The organism is Streptomyces sp. NPDC027189 (assembly GCF_055566975.1).
In genome coordinates, this window is sequence record NZ_JBVHRI010000008.1 from 103,966 (window position 1) to 122,016 (window position 18,051).

13 protein-coding genes are annotated in these 18,051 nt (G+C 69.4%); 9 read left to right on the forward strand and 4 right to left on the reverse strand.

From position 1 onward, the window contains the following. The first annotated feature begins 3 nt into the window (after positions 1 to 3). From ACZ4RZ_RS21205 to cimA, 3 genes are all read left to right on the forward strand, one after another. Complete coding sequence (locus ACZ4RZ_RS21205) at positions 4 to 1,071, forward strand: agmatine deiminase family protein (RefSeq protein WP_467746629.1); 1,068 nt, start codon at positions 4 to 6, stop codon at positions 1,069 to 1,071. A 19-nt stretch (positions 1,072 to 1,090) separates the two neighbouring features. Then, on the forward strand, positions 1,091 to 1,702 hold the full coding sequence (locus ACZ4RZ_RS21210; protein WP_467746630.1) for a TetR/AcrR family transcriptional regulator: 612 nt from the start codon (positions 1,091 to 1,093) through the stop codon (positions 1,700 to 1,702). Positions 1,703 to 2,162: 460 nt separating this feature from the next. Next, positions 2,163 to 3,767 carry a citramalate synthase gene (gene cimA, locus ACZ4RZ_RS21215; RefSeq protein ID WP_467746632.1) on the forward strand — a complete coding sequence of 535 codons (1,605 nt, stop codon included), beginning with the start codon at positions 2,163 to 2,165 and terminating at the stop codon, positions 3,765 to 3,767. 158 nt (positions 3,768 to 3,925) lie between these two features. On the opposite strand, the gene ACZ4RZ_RS21220 is transcribed toward cimA, so the two are convergent. Continuing rightward, complete coding sequence (locus tag ACZ4RZ_RS21220) at positions 3,926 to 5,803, reverse strand: ricin-type beta-trefoil lectin domain protein (RefSeq protein WP_467746633.1); 1,878 nt, start codon at positions 5,801 to 5,803, stop codon at positions 3,926 to 3,928. Positions 5,804 to 6,076: 273 nt separating this feature from the next. On the opposite strand from ACZ4RZ_RS21220, the gene ACZ4RZ_RS21225 reads away from it, so the two are divergent. Together ACZ4RZ_RS21225 and ACZ4RZ_RS21230 are read left to right on the forward strand one after the other, a co-directional pair. After that, positions 6,077 to 9,097 carry a glycoside hydrolase family 3 protein gene (locus ACZ4RZ_RS21225; protein WP_467746635.1) on the forward strand — a complete coding sequence of 1,007 codons (3,021 nt, stop codon included), beginning with the start codon at positions 6,077 to 6,079 and terminating at the stop codon, positions 9,095 to 9,097. A gap of 214 nt (positions 9,098 to 9,311) precedes the next feature. Further along, a complete protein-coding gene (locus ACZ4RZ_RS21230; RefSeq protein ID WP_467746637.1) occupies positions 9,312 to 10,664 on the forward strand; it encodes a hypothetical protein in 1,353 nt (450 codons plus the stop codon). 360 nt (positions 10,665 to 11,024) lie between these two features. Here ACZ4RZ_RS21230 and ACZ4RZ_RS21235 read toward each other — a convergent pair whose 3' ends face one another. Then, positions 11,025 to 11,642 (reverse strand): YceI family protein, encoded by a 618-nt coding sequence (locus ACZ4RZ_RS21235; RefSeq protein WP_467746639.1) that lies wholly within the window; start codon positions 11,640 to 11,642, stop codon positions 11,025 to 11,027. 275 nt (positions 11,643 to 11,917) lie between these two features. On the opposite strand from ACZ4RZ_RS21235, the gene ACZ4RZ_RS21240 reads away from it, so the two are divergent. The 4 genes from ACZ4RZ_RS21240 to ACZ4RZ_RS21255 all read left to right on the forward strand — a co-directional run bounded on the left by ACZ4RZ_RS21240 (position 11,918) and on the right by ACZ4RZ_RS21255 (position 16,741). Continuing rightward, positions 11,918 to 12,415, forward strand: a complete 498-nt coding sequence (locus ACZ4RZ_RS21240; RefSeq protein ID WP_369249404.1) for a hypothetical protein — start codon at positions 11,918 to 11,920, stop codon at positions 12,413 to 12,415. A 2-nt stretch (positions 12,416 to 12,417) separates the two neighbouring features. After that, positions 12,418 to 14,739, forward strand: coding sequence for a polysaccharide lyase 8 family protein (locus ACZ4RZ_RS21245; protein ID WP_467746641.1), 2,322 nt, complete (start codon positions 12,418 to 12,420; stop codon positions 14,737 to 14,739). A gap of 154 nt (positions 14,740 to 14,893) precedes the next feature. After that, on the forward strand, positions 14,894 to 16,492 hold the full coding sequence (locus tag ACZ4RZ_RS21250; RefSeq protein WP_467746643.1) for an acyl-CoA carboxylase subunit beta: 1,599 nt from the start codon (positions 14,894 to 14,896) through the stop codon (positions 16,490 to 16,492). Positions 16,493 to 16,549: 57 nt separating this feature from the next. Further along, positions 16,550 to 16,741, forward strand: coding sequence for an acyl-CoA carboxylase subunit epsilon (locus ACZ4RZ_RS21255; RefSeq protein ID WP_467746645.1), 192 nt, complete (start codon positions 16,550 to 16,552; stop codon positions 16,739 to 16,741). A 148-nt stretch (positions 16,742 to 16,889) separates the two neighbouring features. On the opposite strand, the gene ACZ4RZ_RS21260 is transcribed toward ACZ4RZ_RS21255, so the two are convergent. Continuing rightward, a complete protein-coding gene (locus ACZ4RZ_RS21260) occupies positions 16,890 to 17,471 on the reverse strand; it encodes a GTP-binding protein (protein WP_099502672.1) in 582 nt (193 codons plus the stop codon). Next, positions 17,452 to 18,042, reverse strand: a complete 591-nt coding sequence (locus ACZ4RZ_RS21265) for a DUF742 domain-containing protein (RefSeq protein ID WP_362032203.1) — start codon at positions 18,040 to 18,042, stop codon at positions 17,452 to 17,454. The genes ACZ4RZ_RS21260 and ACZ4RZ_RS21265 overlap by 20 nt, the downstream gene beginning before the upstream one ends. Positions 18,043 to 18,051 lie beyond the last annotated feature (9 nt).

The window sequence follows — 18,051 nt, forward strand, 5'->3', positions numbered from 1 at the left end:
CCCATGTCTGCTGCCGCCCACGGCTTCCGAATGCCCGCCGAGTGGACCCCGCACCAGCGCACCTGGATGGCGTGGCCGGGCTCCAACCCCACCTTCGACACGCCGGACGACCTCGCCGAGTCGCGGGCGGCCTGGGCGGCGGTGGCCCGAACGATCCGCCGCTTCGAGCCGGTCACGGTCGTGTGCGGTCCGGGAGAGTCCCAGGAAGCCTCCGAGCTCCTCGGCGTCGGCATCGAGACCGTCGAACGGGAACTCGACGATGCCTGGATGCGTGACATCGGCCCCACCTTCCTCACCAACGGGAAGGGCGAACTCGCCGCGGTGGACTGGACGTTCAACGGCTGGGGCGCCCAGGACTGGGCCCGCTGGGAGCACGACTCCAAGATCGGCGCGTACGTCTCCGACCTCGCCGGAGCACGGACGTACGCCTCGAAACTGGTCAACGAGGGCGGTGCGATCCACGTCGACGGCGAGGGCACCGTGCTGCTCACCGAGACCGTGCAGCTCGGCCCCGAGCGCAACCCCGACTGGACCCGCGAGCAGGTAGAGGCGGAGATCCATGCCCAGCTCGGCACCCGCAAGGCGATCTGGCTGCCGCGCGGACTGACCGGCGACTATCCTCCCCCGCTGCCTGAAAGGCGTGGGGGGACCCCCAACGTCTTCGGCACGCTCGGCCATGTCGACATCGTCGCCGCCTTCGCGCGCCCCGGTGTGATCGTCGCGCACTCCCAGCAGGACCCGGCGCACCCCGACTACGAGGTCAGCAAGGAGATCATCGGGCTGCTCGGCGCGCAGACCGACGCGCGCGGCCGCCGTATCGAGGTCGTCGAGGTGCCCGCCCCGACCGTCCTTGAGGCCGACGGCCACTGGGCCGACTACTCGTATATCAACCACTACCTCTGCAACGGCGGCGTCGTGCTCTGCGCCTTCGACGACCCGCGCGACGAGATCGCGGCCGGGATCTTCCGCCGGCTGTTCCCGGAGCGGACCGTGACACTGGTGGACGCACGTACGATCTTTGCGGGCGGCGGTGGCATCCACTGCATCACCCAGCAGCAGCCGAAGGTCTGAGGAACGACAGGAGGCACGGATGGCCGGTGCGCGAAAGAACGCGCCACCGCGGGAGGACGTGCTCGTCGCCGCCATGAACATGATCGCCGAACGCGGTCTGGAGAAGCTGACCATGGCGGCGCTCGGCCGCGAGGTCGGCATGAGCAGCGGGCATCTCCTCTACTACTTCCGCTCCAAGGACGAGTTGCTGCTGCAGACCCTGGAGTGGAGCGAGGGCCGCCTCGGCGCCGAGCGGAGCCGACTGCTGGCCGCCCGGGGAACCGCCCGCGAACGCCTCGACGCGTACGTCGACCTGTACGTCCCCGACGGTCACCGAGACCCGCACTGGACGCTCTGGCTGGAGGTCTGGAACCGCTCGCAGAACGCCGACGATGACGCCCGCGAGCGCCAGGTCGCCATCGAGGGCGCCTGGCACCGGGACCTGGTGGCGCTGATCGCCGAGGGCGTCTCGCGCGGCGAGTTCCGCGCGGTCGACCCGGACCGTTTCGCCGCCCGGCTGCGCGCGCTCCTCGACGGGTTCGCGATCCATGTGGCCATCGGTCTGCGGGGTACCGATCGTGGCCAAATCCTGTCCCACGTACGGGAGTTCCTGGACGAGTCGCTGGGGCGGCCGGGGCTCGCGGACGCATGACGAGCCGCCCGGGTTGTACGTAAACGAGCGCATTGCGGTTGGACGGGGCGTCCTACGACCCGGCGATGGGGGAGGGCCGAGTCGTCGCCTTCACCACGGAGGAGGCCGGCGGGCCGAACGACACCGACGCGTTCGTCCGCCACCTGCGGTGATCAACCGAGTGCTCGCATCCTGAGACGGACGGTGAGCGCGGGGGCGACTTGTGCCAGACTGCCCCCGTGCTCTCGTTCGCCATGATTATTGGCAGCAGGCGCGCCGGTCCGCAGTGACCGCCACGTACCACCACGTACGGGCGGACACCGTCGTCCTCGACCCGCGCGCAGACCTCTCGCACCCGCGAGAGGTTTTTCGTTTTCCTGGCCCACCTCAAGCCGGGAGGAGAGCGCGAGGGATTATTGGGTGGACGGTGGAGCCGGTCATTCCGGTACAGACCGAGATCCAACATCAGGAGCCGAACACCATGACCGAAACCAGCGAGCTCGACGATTCGTTCCACGTCTTCGACACGACCCTGCGCGACGGCGCGCAGCGTGAGGGCATCAACCTCACGGTGGCGGACAAGCTGGCCATCGCACGGCACCTGGACGACTTCGGGGTGGGCTTCATCGAGGGCGGCTGGCCCGGCGCCAACCCGCGCGACACCGAGTTCTTCGCCCGCGCCCAGCAGGAGATCGACTTCAAGCACGCCCAGCTGGTGGCCTTCGGCGCGACGCGCCGGGCGGGCGGCAAGGCGTCGGAGGACCCGCAGGTCAAGGCGCTCCTGGATTCCGGTGCCCAGGTGATCACCCTCGTCGCCAAGTCCCACGACCGGCATGTCGAGCTGGCTCTGCGCACCACCCTCGACGAGAACCTGGAGATGGTGCGTGACACGGTCTCGTACCTGCGCGCGCAGGGCCGCCGGGTCTTCGTCGACTGCGAGCACTTCTTCGACGGCTACCGCGCGAACCCCGAGTACGCGAAGGCCGTGGTCCGCGCCGCCTCCGAGGCCGGCGCCGACGTGGTCGTGCTCTGCGACACCAACGGCGGCATGCTCCCCGCCCAGGTCCAGGCGGTCGTCGCCACGGTCCTCGCCGACACCGGCGCCCGGCTCGGCATGCACGCCCAGGACGACACGGGCTGCGCGGTCGCCAACACCCTCGCCGCCGTCGACGCGGGCGCGACCCATGTGCAGTGCACGGCGAACGGCTACGGCGAGCGGGTCGGCAACTCGAACCTGTTCCCGGTCGTGGCGGCCCTGGAGCTGAAGTACGGCAAGAAGGTGCTGCCCGAGGGCGCCCTGCGCGAGATGACGCGCATCTCCCACGCGATCGCCGAGGTCGTGAACCTCACCCCCTCCACGCACCAGCCGTACGTGGGCGTCTCGGCCTTCGCGCACAAGGCGGGCCTGCACGCCTCCGCGATCAAGGTCGACCCGGACCTGTACCAGCACATCGACCCCGAGCAGGTCGGCAACACCATGCGGATGCTCGTCTCCGACATGGCGGGCCGCGCGTCGATCGAGCTCAAGGGCAAGGAACTCGGCGTCGACATCAGCGGCGACCGTGAGCTGGTCGCCCGGGTCGTCGAGCGGGTCAAGGAGCGCGAGCTCCAGGGCTACACCTACGAGGCGGCCGACGCGTCCTTCGAACTCCTCCTCCGAGCCGAGGCCGAGGGCAAGGACCGCAAGTACTTCGAGGTCGAGTCCTGGCGCGCCATCGTCGAGGACCGCCCCGACGGCATCCACGCCAACGAGGCCACGGTCAAGCTCTTCGCCAAGGGCGAGCGCATCGTCGCCACCGCCGAGGGCAACGGCCCGGTCAACGCCCTCGACCGCGCCCTCCGCGTCGCCCTGGAGAAGATCTACCCCCAGCTCGCCAAGCTGGAGCTCGTCGACTACAAGGTCCGCATCCTGGAGGGCAAGCACGGCACCCAGTCCACGACCCGCGTCCTGATCTCCACCTCGGACGGCGCCGGCGAGTGGTCCACGGTGGGCGTCGCCGAGAACGTCATCGCGGCGTCGTGGCAGGCACTGGAGGACGCGTACACGTACGGCCTGCTGCGGGCCGGGGTGGAGCCGGCGGCGTAAGCCGCCCGGGCTCCACGCTTCGGCCTGAACGGCCTGTGCCTCAAACGCCGGAGGGGCTGATTTTCAGCCCTCCGGCGTTTGAGGAGCGGGGGTCCGGGGGCGGCGCTCCCGGTACGGGACGGGTAGGGGCGGTGGGGGCGAGGACCCCGGCCGTGTGCCTACTGCAGCCGCCACTTCTGGTTGGCGGCCCCCGTGCAGCTCCAGATCTGCGCCCGCGCCCCGTTCGCCGACGAGTTGTCCGTCACGTCGAGACACTTGTTGGCAGCAGTATTGACCACGTCCCCGGTCGAAGAGTTGTACGACCAGCGTTGTGCGCCCGTACCGTTGCAGTCGTAGAGCTGGACCTTCGCGCCGTCGGCCGTGGACGCCGAGGTGACGTCGAGGCACTTGCCCAGCGCCTGGATCGAGCCGTCGGCCTTGACCGTCCAGATCTGGGCCGTCGAGCCGTTGCAGTCGTAGAGCTGTACGGCGGTGCCGTTCGCGCTCGAACCGCCCGCCACGTCCAGGCACTTGCCCGCGAGCCCGACAAAGGATCCTGACTGTTCGGCGCCGCCGGCCTGCGTCCCCGACCAGGTGAACGTGGCCGACGTCTTGCCCGGCAGGGAGTAAGTCGCGTGCTGCGAGCCCCAGTTGATGGTCACCGTCTTCGCCGTCGACGCGTCGTTGTACGCGATCAGTGCCTTCGAACCGTCCGGGTTGCGCCACGCGACGTTCGGGACGGACGAGCTCGCGGTCGACGCGATGCGCTGTGCGCCCGGCCGTACGAACTTCGTCAGATGCCCCATCGTGTAGTACTCGATGGTGTAGTCGACCGTCCCGCTCTGCCCGTCACCGTTGTGGACCGTGATGAGACCGGTACAGGTGCCGCAACCGCCGTTGTGCGGGCCCATGTTCTGGTCCACCGCCAGCGACCACTTGGTCACCGACTTCGCCCAGTTCCGGGTGTAGTCGACGATGTTGAGCATGTCCTCGCGCTGCTGGTTGGCGATCCAGGTGCCGCCCGAGTGCTCGGTACCGAAGGCGTCCAGCGAGGGATACTGGTTGTGCACGGTCGTCTGCTTGGTGACGTCGCCGCCGTAGCCGTGCCACGCGATCCCGCCGAAGTTCGGGTGCGAGCGCACCGCCGCGTCGTCGACCGTCTGGGCGGCGTACGAGTCGTACACGTCCCAGTTCCAGTCGTGCGCGAGCACCTTGGTGGACAGCCCCGCCGCCTGGAGCTTCGGCAGCAGCTCGCTCTTGGTGAAGTAGGCGAGACCCGAGGCGTTCCAGCTCATCGAGGGGTACCCCGAACAGCACGTCGGCTCGTTCTGCGCGGTGACGTACGAGACCGGGACGCCCTGGTCGCGGTAGGCCTGGAGGTACTTCACGAAGTACGAGGCGTAGGCCCCGTAGTCCTCCGCCTTCAGCCAGCCGCCGTTGAGCGACCCGCTGTCCTTCATCCAGGCCGGCGCCGTCCACGGCGAGGCCATCACGGTCAGCGACGGGTTCAGCTGGAGGGCCTGCCTGGTCAGCGGCACCACGTCCGCCAGGTCGTGTGCGATCGAGAACTGGGTGAGGTTCGGGTCGGTCTGCCCGGCCGGCACGTCGTCGTACGTGTAGCCGTACCGGGCGAGGTCCGAGGCGCCCATCGGATTGCGCAGGAAGGACAGGCCGATGCCGTCGGCCGGTGAGAACAGCTTCGTCATCGTGGCGTTGCGTGTGCTCTGCGACAGCGCGCCGCTGCTGTTCATCAGCCAGGCCGCGGTGTCCGTGAAGGACGCGCCGCCGCCGGTGAACGTCTGATACCGGGTGTTCTCGTCGACGCTGATGTTCTCGCCGCTGCCGCCGCTGCCGGACTGGAAGGCGAAGGGAGTTTGCGCCTGCAAGCCGCGCACGACATGGCGTCCGCCGCTGTCGTCGGTCGTGGTCAGCCAGGCCGTGACCTGCTCGCCCGCGGCGTGCGCGGGAGCGGAGCCGACGGCTGTCAGCCCCGCGGTCGTCAGCAGCCCGGCCAGCAGCAGCCGTGCTGTCCGGGTGGGTCGTCTCAGGAGCCTCATGTGCGCAGCCCTTCTGGGGGTGGGGGAGTGGGGCATGCGAGGCGTGAGTAAATGACGGCTGCGGACGCGCGTCAAGGGGGTGCGCGTTCACAGGCTGAAGGAACAACTGCCCTGATCCCGCCGCACATTGGCTGTGTACCGGTTCTGACGTGAAGTCTTGACGGGTTCCCGGGGCGCCAGTTAACTCACGCCGGGATCTAAGTCGTAAGACTATTGAGTCGCAAGCGTACTGAAGAACCCTGAAGTGGATTTCCGAGAGTCGAGGGAAGGTCCATGCGAAGAACCGCCCTGCTCGCCTCCGCCGCCTTGCTCACCGGGCTGCTGCCCCTGGCCTCCGCGGGAGCCGCCGCGGGGGCCGACGACCCGGCCCCGGTCCTCGTCGACACCTTCGAGGGCGAGGTCCCGTTCGCGAATCCGCCCGCCGACGGCATCTTCGCCTGGGGAAGCGACACCGACGATCCGCCCCAACTCGCCCTGACCGCACGGTCCGACGCCCCCGAGGGGGCCAAGGTCCTCACCGGCAGCTACGACATCAGCGGCTACGGCGGCTTCACTCATGACTTCGCCTACGCCCAGCCGGCCCAGGACTGGTCCGCCCACAAGGGCATCCGCTTCTGGTGGGACGGCCAGAACAACGCCAAGAAGGTCGCCTTCGAGATCAAGGACGGCGGCGCCAACGGCGAGGCCTCCGAACTGTGGACGACGTCCTTCACCGACGACTTCACCGGCTGGAAACAGATCGAGATCCCCTTCACCGACTTCACCTATCGCACGGACTACCAGCCCGTCGGCGGCATCGATCAGGTCCTTGGCCTCACCCAGATGTGGGGATACGCCGTCACCCTCCCCGTCGGCGTCAAGGGCAAATTCGCCATGGACGACGTCGAGTTGTACGGCAAGGCCGACCAGTCCCTGCGGGCATCCGTCATGACGGACTCCGCCGTGTACCCGGTGAAGGAGGGCGGCACGGCCGCGGTGAAGATCTCCGTCGCCACCACCGGCGCCGCCCCGATCGACGAGCCGGTGACCGTCGCGTACGAGAGCGCGGGCGGCACCGCCGAGTCCGGCAAGGACTACACGCCGGTCAAGGGCCAGATCACCTTCCCGGCGGGTACGGCCTCCGGCACCTCGCGCACGATCCAGGTGTCCGCGCTGAAGGACAAGTCCGCCGAATCCGCCGAGACGATCCCCCTGAAACTCACGGTCACCGGCGCGAAGGCCCCCGCCGAGACCCCGCAGGTGGTCATCGACGCCCACGGACTGCCGTATCTGGACCCGAAGTTGCCCGTGCGGAAGCGGGTCGCCGACCTCGTCTCCCGGATGTCCCTGGAGGAGAAGGCCGGGCAGATGACCCAGGCCGAGCGCGGGGCGCTCACGGCCCAGGGCGACATCGCGGCGTACGACCTCGGATCGCTCCTGTCCGGCGGCGGCTCGACCCCGACGCCCAACACCGCCGGGGCATGGGCGAAGATGATCGACTCCTTCCAGCTCCGCGCCCAGGCGACGAGATTCCAGATCCCGCTGATCTACGGCGTGGACGCGGTGCACGGTCACAACAACCTCGTCGGCTCGACGATCATGCCGCACAACATCGGCATCGGCGCGACCCGTGATCCGGGGTTGGCCCAGAAGGCGGGCGCCGTGACCGCCGCCGAGGTCCGCGCCACCGGAATTCCCTGGGACTTCGCCCCCTGCCTGTGCGTCACCCGCGACGAACGCTGGGGCCGCTCCTACGAGTCCTTCGGCGAGGACCCGGCCCTGGTCAAGTCGATGGAGACGATCATCCAGGGCCTCCAAGGTGCCGCCAGCGGCAAGGACTTGAAGGACGACGACAAGGTGCTGGCCACGGCGAAGCACTTCGTCGGCGACGGCGGTACGGCGTACGGCTCGTCGACGACGGGCTCGTACACCATCGACCAGGGCGTCACCAAGGTCACCCGGCAGCAGCTGGAAGCGATCCACCTCTCCCCGTACCAGACGGCGGTCGACCGGGGCATCGGCTCGGTCATGCCCTCCTACTCCTCGCTCGACATCCTCGGCGACGGCCAGGGCCCGGTGAAGATGCACGCCCGCGCGGACATGATCAACGGCGTGCTCAAGGACCGCATGGGCTTCGACGGCTTCGTCATCAGCGACTGGGCGGCCATCGACCAGATCCCGGGCGACTACGCGTCCGACGTCCGTACGTCGGTCAATGCGGGCCTCGACATGATCATGGTCCCGTACGCGTACAAGGACTTCCGTACGACACTGATCGACGAGGTGGGGGCGGGCCGGATCAGCGAGAGCCGGGTCGACGACGCGGTGGCGCGCATCCTCACGCAGAAGTTCAAGCTCGGCCTGTTCGAGAAGCCGTATGCGGACACCACGGGTGCCGCTCGGATCGGCTCGCCGGAGCACCGGGCCGTGGCCCGTCAGGCGGCGGCCGAGTCCCAGGTCCTGCTCAAGAACGCGGGAGGCGTGCTCCCCCTCAGGAAATCCCAGAAGGTGTATGTCGCCGGATCGAACGCCGATGACATCGGCAACCAGACCGGCGGATGGACGATCACCTGGCAGGGCTCGTCGGGTCCCATTACGGACGGCACGACGATCCTGGAGGGCATGCGTCGGGCCGGCGGTGACGTCACCTACTCGAAGGACGCCTCGGCGCCGACGGGCGGTTACGACGTGGGTGTGGTCGTCGTCGGCGAGACCCCGTACGCCGAGGGTGTCGGTGACGTCGGCAACGGCAACGACCTGGAGCTGACCGCCGCCGACAAGGCCGCCGTCGACAAGGTGTGCGGCGCCATGAAGTGCGTGGTCCTGATCGTCTCCGGCCGGCCGCAGCTGGTAGGGGACCGCCTGGGCTCGATCGACGCGCTCGTCGCCTCCTGGCTGCCGGGCACGGAAGGCGACGGTGTCGCGGACGTGCTGTACGGGAAGCGGGCCTTGACCGGCCAGCTCCCCGTCACCTGGCCGAAGTCCGAGTCCCAACTGCCGATCAACGTCGGTGACACGTCCTACGATCCCCAGTTCCCGTACGGCTGGGGCCTCACGACCCTCACGAAGGTGCCGGCCGGGGGCACCTCGACCCTGAAGGTCCTCGCCCTCGTCGCCGAGGCGGCAGACCGAACCGGTGCGTCCGAAGCCGGCCGCGCCGCCGTGACCAAGGCCCGGCTCCTCGTCCAGCGGAAGCTCGGCTCCACCATCACTCCCGCGACCGCGAAGCCCTTCGCCGACGCGGACCATCTCCTGCTCACGGGACGGTACGCGGCCGCGGTCGCGAAGCTGAAGGAGGCCTACCTGGCGAGCTGAGGCCAGGCTCTCGCGGCTGGTCGCGCAGTTCCCCGCGCCCCTTTTGGGGGCGCGGGGAACTGCGCGATCTTTTGGCGGGGGTCTGGGGGCACAGCCCTCAGGTACGGGACGGGTAGGGGCGGAGGGGGCGAAGAAACCCTCCGGGCACCCCACCGTGACCACTCCCACCGGCCCCGATGTCCACATTTGCGCCCCTTCGGGTAGCTTCGAAGACATGAAGGCCGCATTCACCCGAGCACTCCCGGGCCTGCTGATCGCGCTGGCCCTCGCCGCCCTGGCGGTACTCGCGGTCGGCGCGCCCAGCGCCCACGCGGCCACCAGCGTCGACACCGTCGCCGCAGCCCTCCGCAAGAGCCCGGTATACGTGGACCCCGCCGCCTCCGCCCAGCTGTCGGCCACGGATGCCGACTCCCTCGCGAAGAAGATCAAAAACGCGGACAAGCCCATCTTCGTGGCGGTATTCCCCGCCGGCTTCCCCGCCCAGAACCTCTTCCAGAATCTGCGCACCGCCACCGGCATCACCGGCCTGTACGCCATCAGGCTCGGCGACCGCTTCGACGCGCGGGCCGACTCCTCGGTGATGTCCCGCACGGGCGTGCAGAACCTCGTCACCAGCGTCCAGGGCGAACCCGCGAAGACCCAGCTGTACGACTTCACGGACCGCGCGCTCACCAACATCGGCGGCTCGGCCCCCGCGAGCTGGAGCGGCGGCGACACGGGAAGCGGCGTCTCCGCGGGCGCCCTGATCACCGTCGCCGCCGTGGTCGTGGCCGGCGGCGCGGGCGCGTACACGCTCGTACGCCGCAACCGTCGCCGCAAGGAGGAGGAGCAGCAGGCAGCGCTCGACAAGCTCCGCGTGGTCGTGGACGAGGACATCACGGCCTTCGGCGAGGAACTCGACCGGCTCGACTTCCACCCCGCGGAGGTGGGCGCGGACGACGCGATGCGCGCGGACTACGAGCGCGCACTGGACGCCTACGAGGAGGCGAAGTCGTCCATGGCCGCGGCCCGGCGCCCCGAGGACGTACGAGCCGTCACCCAGTCCCTGGAGGACGGCCGCTTCTCGCTCGCGGTGCTCGCCGCGCGCCGCGAGGGCCGGCCCATCCCCGAGCGCCGCGCCCCGTGCTTCTTCGACCCGCGCCACGGCCCGTCCGTCGCCGACGCCGCCTGGACGCCCGTCGGCGGCGCACTTCGCCAGGTCCCGGTCTGCGCGGCGGACCGGGCCCGCCTCGCCGACGGCGCCGACCCTGCGATCCGCGAGGTCGACACGGACTACGGCCGCCGCCCGTACTGGGACGCGGGCCCGGCCTACGGCCCCTGGGCCGGCGGCTACTTCGGCGGTGGCCTGCTGCCCGGCCTCCTCGTCGGCACGCTGCTCGGCAGCGTGATGTCCAGCCCCTCGTACGCGGCCGACTACGGCTCCGGCTACGGCGACTTCGGCGGCGGCGGTTACGGCGGCGGCGACGTCTCGGGCTCCGACTTCGACCCCGGTGACTTCGGCGGCGGATTCGGGGACGGCGGAGGCGGCGACTTCGGCGGGGGAGGGGACTTCGGCGGCGGCTTCTGACGGTTCGCCGGGCGGAACCCGATCCACCGCCTCGCCGTGAGACACGATGAAAGGCATGACGAGTCTCTACGGACACGCGGTCGGCGACGAGGCCCTGCACCGTCCGGAGGAGCTCCCGTTCATGGCCACGCCGTCCGGCGAGGAGTTCGAGATCCTCGGCGAGGACAGGCTCCTGCTCCGGGAAGCCCGAGATCAGGGCGGCACGGCTGCGCGCCGTGATCTCCAAGCTGGAGGTGGGGCGGCGGGTGAAGTAGCACCCGCGCGGACGGGCAGCCGTCCGGACATGCCGGAGCGCCCGCCTTCCGGATACGGGGGAATGGGAAGGCGGGCGCGCTCAGGGTGCCGACAGGAGCGAAAGGCTCAGCCGGCGTTCTTGATCGCCGAGATGTCGAAGTTCAGCTTGATCTTGTCGGAGACGAGGAATCCGCCGGTCTCCAGGGCCGCGTTCCAGGTCAGACCCCACTCGGAGCGCAGGATCTCGGTCTTGCCCTCGAAGCCCACGCGCTCGTTGCCGAACGGGTCCTTCGCGGAGCCGTTGAACTCCAGGTCGATGCTGATCGGCTTCGTCGTGCCGAGGATCTCCAGGTCACCGGTGATCCGGTAGTCGTCGCCGCCCAGGGCCTCCGCCTTGGTGGAGCGGAAGGTCATCGTCGGGAACTCGTCGACCTTGAAGAAGTCGGAGCTCTTCAGGTGGCCGTCACGGTCCGCGGACCCGGTCTCGACGCTCTCCATCTTGATGTCGATGGCGGCCGTGGATTTGGAGGGGTCCGTGCCGTCCAGGTGCAGGCTGCCCTCGAAGTCCTGGAAGCTTCCCTTGACGTTCGTCACCATCGCGTGGCGCGCGACGAAGCCGAACGACGAGTGTGACGGGTCGATCGTGTAGTCACCGGTCAGCGCGGCCAGGTCGGGGCTGACGGCGGTGGCCGCCGTGGTGACGCTGGTGTCCTTGGTGTCGCTCTTGCGGCCGAAGATGCCCATGACGTGCTCCTTGGGGGGGATGGGTAGGCGATTCTGTTGAATCTTCAATGAGGTCAACATGGGCGACAGTAGACCTATTCCGTTCAATTTTCAACATCATCCGTAGCGTGTTCACGACGTTACTTGGGGTGGATTTCGCTCGTCCTCTGGCCGACGCGCGTAGACCTCGGGCACCATCTCCCTGCACCGCCTGCACCGCCTGCACCGCCTGCACCGCCTGCACCGCCTGCACAGCCGCCCCACAGGAAGCACGGTCGTCCGCAGGAAGGGTCCCCATGAAGTTCCGCTCCGCTCTGACCGCCCTCGCCCTCGTCGTCGCCCCGGGTGTCGCGGTCGTCGGCACCGCCACCGACGCCTTCGCCGTCACCAAGATCAGCCACGCCACGGCGACCTCGATGTTCCGCGAGGTCGGCATCACCTGGTCCTCGTCCGGCGGCTGTTCCGACCGGAACAACCCCACCTGTACGTCCTTCGAGCAGCTCAACCTCGCCACCGCCCAAGGCGCCCAGACCCTCAAGCGGGCCAGTGGCTGCGCGCTCAACATCACCGGCGGCACCGAGACCGGCCACGCGAGCGGTACGTACTCGCACTGGAACGGCTACAAGCTCGACTACGGCAAGAACACCTGCGTCACCGCCTACATCAAGAACAACTTCACCTACATCGGCCTGCGCGGCGACGGTGCCCCGCAGTACAAGTCCGGCTCCGGCAACATCTACGCCGACGAGGGCAGCCACTGGGACGTCCTCTACTACAACTGTGGCGGCTGTTAGGCGTGAAGGCCACTCGTCGTACGTTCCTGCTCGCGGCCGCCTTTCTGGCGGCCGCGGCACCCCCCGCCGGGGCCGCCGACGAGGATGACGAATACACCAAACTCCGGCACCGCTGGCTCGACATCGCCCTCGGCACCGGCTACGACCCCACGGCCGAGCCCTACGCCTCCCGTCTGCGCGAAACCGGCGAACTCGCCCGCGGCTTCGGCGCGACGATGGCTCCGACGGCCGTATCCCTCTGGCCCGGCTACCCCTTCGACCCGCCCTCCGGCATCACCCAGAGCTACAGCAGGCTGTGGACGATGACGCAGGCGTACGTCCAGGAGGGCACCGGATCGACCGGGGACGAGACCCTCCTCGCGCAGGTGCTCAGCGGCCTCGACCACCTCTCCGCGACGGTCTACAACCCCTCCACCACCCGCTACGGCAACTGGTGGGAGTGGCAGATCGGCAGCCCTCGCCTCCTCATGGACATCGTCGCCGCCCTGCACGACGAGCTGACCCGGCCTCAGCGGGAGGCCGCCTGCGCCGCCGTCGACCACTTCATCCCCGACACCATGCTCCGCGACTACTCGGGCACCTCCACCGGTGCCAACCGCGTCGACCTGTGCCGGTCCGTCGCGCTGCGCGGCGTCATCGGACGGGCCCCCGACAGGATCGCGCTCGCCCGGGACGCGCTCTCGCCCGTCTTCCCGTACGTGACGACGGGGGACGGGCTGTACGCGGACGGCTCGTTCGTGCAGCACACCTGGGTCGCGTACTCGGGGACGTACGGCCAGGTCATGCTGGACGGGCTCGGGCGGCTGTTCGCGCTGCTCGCCGGATCCACCTGGGAGGTGACGGACCCGAACCGGCAGATCGTCCTGGACAGCGTCGAGCACGCGTACGCCCCGCTCGTCCACGACGGGCTGGTGATGGACAGCGTCAACGGGCGGGCCATCAGCCGGGGGTACCTGAAGAGCGACGACCGGCACGTGATGCGCAGCGACCACTTCCACGGGCAGGGCCTGATCGCCGCGATCGCGCTGCTGGCCGGGGGAGCGAGCGCGGCCGAGCGGAAGCGCTGGCACGGGCTGATCAAGGGGTGGATCGAGCGGGACACGGTGACCCCGATCCGCACGGCGCCCCAGTTCGGGGTCGCCGATCTGGCCCGGCTGCACACCATCGCCGACTCGGCCGCGGAGCCCGCACCCGAGACCGCCGGACACCACCTCTTCGCGGCCATGGACCGCGCCGTGCACCGCGGCCCGGGGTTCGCCGCAGGCATCTCCATGGCCTCCGAGCGGATCGCGCACTACGAGTGCGGCAACGGGGAGAACCCGCGCGGCTGGCACACCGGTGCCGGGATGACGCTGTGGTGGGCCGACGGGCACTCGGGGCGGTTCGATCAATACACCGACTGGTTCTGGCCCACCGTGGACTGGTACCGGCTGCCCGGAACGACCGTGTCCACCAAGCGACTTGCCGACAGAGAGGGCGGAGAGTGGGGTGCGGCGAGGCCCGCCGTGCGCTGGGTCGGCGGCGCGACGGACGGCACGTACGCGGCCGTGGGACAGCACCTCAAAGGGCTCGGCTCCACCCTCGAAGCCCGCAAGTCGTGGTTCTGCGTCGCGGATGCCCTCATCTGCCTGGGCGCGGGGATCACCGCCACCGACGGCGTGCCCGTGGAGACGGTGGTCGACAATCGCAACCTGGGGGAGGGCGGCACGCAGCGGTTCACCGTCGCCCCCGGATGGGCTCATCTCGAGGGCCACGGAGGGTGGGTGTTCCCGGGCGGTACGTCGGCCCTGCGCACCCTCCGCGAGGACCGCACCGGCGCCTGGTCCGACATCAACACCACCAGCACCACCGAACGGCGCACCCGGCGCTGGCAGACCCTCTGGCTGGACCATGGCACGGACCCGGCCGGGGCGACGTACGCCTATCTCCTGATGCCCGGCGCCTCGCGCGGCGATGTCGCGGCCCGTGCGGCGGACCGCGACTGGCTGTGCGTCCTCGCCAACGATGCCGGCTGCCAGGCCGTTCAGGTGCGGTCCCTCGGCCTGACGGCCGCGAATTTCTGGGTGGCCGGCACGGTGGGCCCGCTGAGCGCCTCGGCGGGCGCGAGCGTGCTGGTACGGCGCCGGGGGCGTACCGCTACCCTCTGTGTGAGCGAGCCGCCGCGTACCGGGGAGCCACTGGAGATCGTCTGGGACTGGCCGGTGCGCGGGGTCGTCAGCGCGGATCCGGCGGTCGAGATCCTCGGGACGGGCCGCCGGCTCAGGGTCCGTGTCACTCCAAGGATGGCATGCGCCACTCATGAATGTGAGGTGGCTCTCAGGTGACTCCTTTGTGTGACCTCTACAAGCAGAAGGCCCTCTGAGCAGTCAGATTGCCTGCATGTAGTCGTGGTTCTGTTCAGGGGTACCAGGAAAACGGGCTGGAGACTGTACGGAGTCGACGGCTCGCTTTCCTTGGTGGGCTTCGTAAGGTCACTACATGACCGTTTTGGATGAGGCTGGATCCGCAAGCTCCACAGGCGAGCCCACGGACGCGCGCGGGCGCGTGGCCGAACTGCACGCGATCCGTGCGGAGGCGCTGCGGGGGCCCAGCGAGAAGGCGACCGAGGCGCAGCACGCCAAGGGCAAGCTGACCGCCCGTGAGCGCATCGAGCTGCTGCTGGACGCGGGCTCGTTCCAGGAGGTCGAGCAGTTGCGCCGGCACCGGGCGACCGGGTTCGGCCTGGAGGCCAAGAAGCCGTACAGCGACGGTGTCATCACCGGCTGGGGCACGGTGGAGGGCCGTACGGTCTTCGTGTACGCGCACGACTTTCGGATCTTCGGCGGCGCCCTTGGCGAGGCCCACGCCACGAAGATCCACAAGATCATGGACATGGCCATCGCGGCCGGTGCGCCGCTGGTCTCCCTGAACGACGGCGCGGGCGCCCGTATCCAGGAGGGCGTCAGTGCCCTCGCCGGCTACGGCGGCATCTTCCAGCGCAACACCAAGGCGTCCGGTGTCATCCCGCAGATCAGCGTGATGCTCGGCCCGTGCGCGGGCGGCGCGGCCTACAGCCCCGCCCTCACGGACTTCGTGTTCATGGTCCGCGACACCTCGCAGATGTTCATCACGGGCCCGGACGTGGTCAAGGCCGTCACCGGCGAGGAGATCACGCAGAACGGCCTGGGCGGCGCCGATGTGCACGCCGAGACGTCGGGCGTCTGCCACTTCGCGTACGACGACGAGGAGACCTGCATCGCCGAGGTGCGCTATCTCCTGTCGATGCTCCCGCAGAACAACCGCGAGAACCCGCCGCACGTCGCCTCCGAGGACCCGGCGGACCGCCGCTCGGACGTCCTGCTGGACCTGGTCCCCGCGGACGGCAACCGCCCGTACGACATGGCGAAGGTCATCGAGGAGCTCGTCGACGACGGCGACTACCTGGAGGTCCACGAGCGCTGGGCCCGCAACATCATCTGCGCGCTGGCCCGCCTGGACGGCCAGGTCGTCGGCATCGTCGCCAACCAGCCGCAGACCCTCGCGGGCGTGCTGGACATCGAGGCTTCCGAAAAAGCTGCGCGCTTTGTCCAGATGTGTGACGCTTTTAACATTCCGATCGTGACCCTCCTGGACGTCCCCGGATTCCTCCCGGGCGTCGACCAGGAACACGGCGGGATCATTCGGCACGGCGCGAAGCTCCTCTACGCCTACTGCAACGCGACCGTTCCGAGGATCTCGCTCATCCTGCGCAAGGCGTACGGGGGTGCCTACATCGTCATGGACAGCCAGTCCATCGGTGCCGACCTCACCTACGCCTGGCCGACCAACGAGATCGCCGTGATGGGTGCGGAAGGTGCCGCCAACGTCATCTTCCGCCGCCAGATCGCCGAGGCAGCCGATCCCGAGGCGATGCGGGTGCGCATGGTCAAGGAGTACAAGGCCGAGCTGATGCACCCGTACTACGCGGCGGAGCGGGGCCTGGTCGACGACGTCATCGACCCGGCGGAAACCCGCGAGGTCCTGATCAAGTCGCTCGCGATGCTGCACACCAAGCACGCGGACCTGCCTTCGCGCAAGCACGGCAACCCCCCGCAGTAACCCTGCGGATCCTCCGCGGCAGCCCCGCGGAAACCTCTCTCACGGAGACTGAGACCTATGAACACCCCTGACATCCGCGTCGAGAAGGGCCACGCCGAGCCCGAGGAAGTCGCCGCCATCACGGCCATCCTCCTGGCCCGCGCGGCCGCCGCTTCCACTGATGCTCCGGCCCACCGCGGCCGCCTCAAGGCCGGCTGGCGCCGCCTGGAGCGCGAGCCCGGCTTCCACGCTCCGCACAGCTGGCACTGACTTTTCCAGCGCACACGGCCCCGTCCTCCTTCGGGAGGGCGGGGCCGTGGTGTTGTCGGGTGCAGTGGTGAACGGAGGCGCATGAGAACGGCCCCCGTGCCTCTTGAGGGAGGGGCGGGGGCCGTTCTCGGAGTGTGCGGTGCCCGCGCTAGCGAAGGCGCGCCATCAGCGCGTGCTCGACCAGCGTGATGAGCGTCGACTTGGCGTCGGCGCGGTGTCGGGCGTCCGTCGTGATGATCGGAGCGTCCGGGCCGATCTGGAGCGCCTCGCGGACCTCTTCGGGGTTGTACGGCTGGTTGCCGTCGAAGCCGTTGAGGGCGATGACGAACGGCAGGCCGCTGTTCTCGAAGTAGTCGACCGCGGGGAAGCAGTCGGCGAGACGGCGGGTGTCCACCAGGACGACGGCGCCGATGGCGCCGCGGACCAGGTCGTCCCACATGAACCAGAAGCGGTCCTGACCGGGGGTGCCGAACAGGTACAGGATCAGGTCCTGGTCCAGGGTGATGCGGCCGAAGTCCATGGCGACGGTGGTCGTCGTCTTGTCTCCGGTGTGCGTGAGGTCGTCGATGCCCGCGGAAGCGGACGTCATGACGGCCTCGGTGCGCAGCGGGTTGATCTCCGAGACGGCGCCGACGAACGTGGTCTTGCCCACGCCGAAGCCGCCCGCCACCACGATCTTCGCGGACGTGGTGGAGCGGGAAGGCCCTCCGCTAGAGCTTGCGAAGTCCACTGAGCACCCTTTCGAGCAAAGTCACGTCTGGCTGGCCACCGGCGTTCTCGTCGCCGCCGGGCTGATGGATGGCGACCAGGCCCGCCTCCGCCAAGTCGGCGACGAGGATCCTGGCCACGCCGAGGGGGATCGTGAGCAGCGCCGAGATTTCGGCGACCGACTTGATCTCTCGGCAGAGGTTGCAGATCCGCTGATGCTCGGGCAACTGGCCCTGCATCTGGTGCGGCTGCGCGGTGGTGTGCACCAGCGCCTCGATGGCGAGCTGGTAGCGGGGCCTGGTGCGGCCGCCCGTCATGGCGTACGGGCGCACCAGAGGGTTGTTCGACGCCCCCGCGGGCGACGGCTCGGGTGAGCGTCGCTGCGGTTGCACAGGCTGGATACGCGGTGCCGGAGGCTGGTCGTACGGTGAGGGACCGGGGCCCTGGGGCGCGTACGGCTGACGCCGGTGGCTGGGAGCGGAGGGGAAGTTGTACCGGTTCGGGTTCTGCGAACCGTCGCCCTGGCCGCCCTGCCCCTGGCCGGGGCCGTACGACCAGTTGCCCGAAGACGAACCGCCTGGGGGTGTTGCCACTTTCTCCTC

Bases quoted from the DNA above. Each gene is read 5' to 3' on its own strand.
- ACZ4RZ_RS21205 (WP_467746629.1), top strand. From the start codon at position 4: ATGTCTGCTGCCGCCCACGGCTTCCGAATGCCCGCCGAGTGGACCCCG.
- ACZ4RZ_RS21210 (WP_467746630.1), top strand. From the start codon at position 1,091: ATGGCCGGTGCGCGAAAGAACGCGCCACCGCGGGAGGACGTGCTCGTC.
- cimA (WP_467746632.1), top strand. From the start codon at position 2,163: ATGACCGAAACCAGCGAGCTCGACGATTCGTTCCACGTCTTCGACACG.
- ACZ4RZ_RS21220 (WP_467746633.1), bottom strand. From the start codon at position 5,803: ATGAGGCTCCTGAGACGACCCACCCGGACAGCACGGCTGCTGCTGGCC.
- ACZ4RZ_RS21225 (WP_467746635.1), top strand. From the start codon at position 6,077: ATGCGAAGAACCGCCCTGCTCGCCTCCGCCGCCTTGCTCACCGGGCTG.
- ACZ4RZ_RS21230 (WP_467746637.1), top strand. From the start codon at position 9,312: ATGAAGGCCGCATTCACCCGAGCACTCCCGGGCCTGCTGATCGCGCTG.
- ACZ4RZ_RS21235 (WP_467746639.1), bottom strand. From the start codon at position 11,642: ATGGGCATCTTCGGCCGCAAGAGCGACACCAAGGACACCAGCGTCACC.
- ACZ4RZ_RS21240 (WP_369249404.1), top strand. From the start codon at position 11,918: ATGAAGTTCCGCTCCGCTCTGACCGCCCTCGCCCTCGTCGTCGCCCCG.
- ACZ4RZ_RS21250 (WP_467746643.1), top strand. From the start codon at position 14,894: ATGACCGTTTTGGATGAGGCTGGATCCGCAAGCTCCACAGGCGAGCCC.
- ACZ4RZ_RS21255 (WP_467746645.1), top strand. From the start codon at position 16,550: ATGAACACCCCTGACATCCGCGTCGAGAAGGGCCACGCCGAGCCCGAG.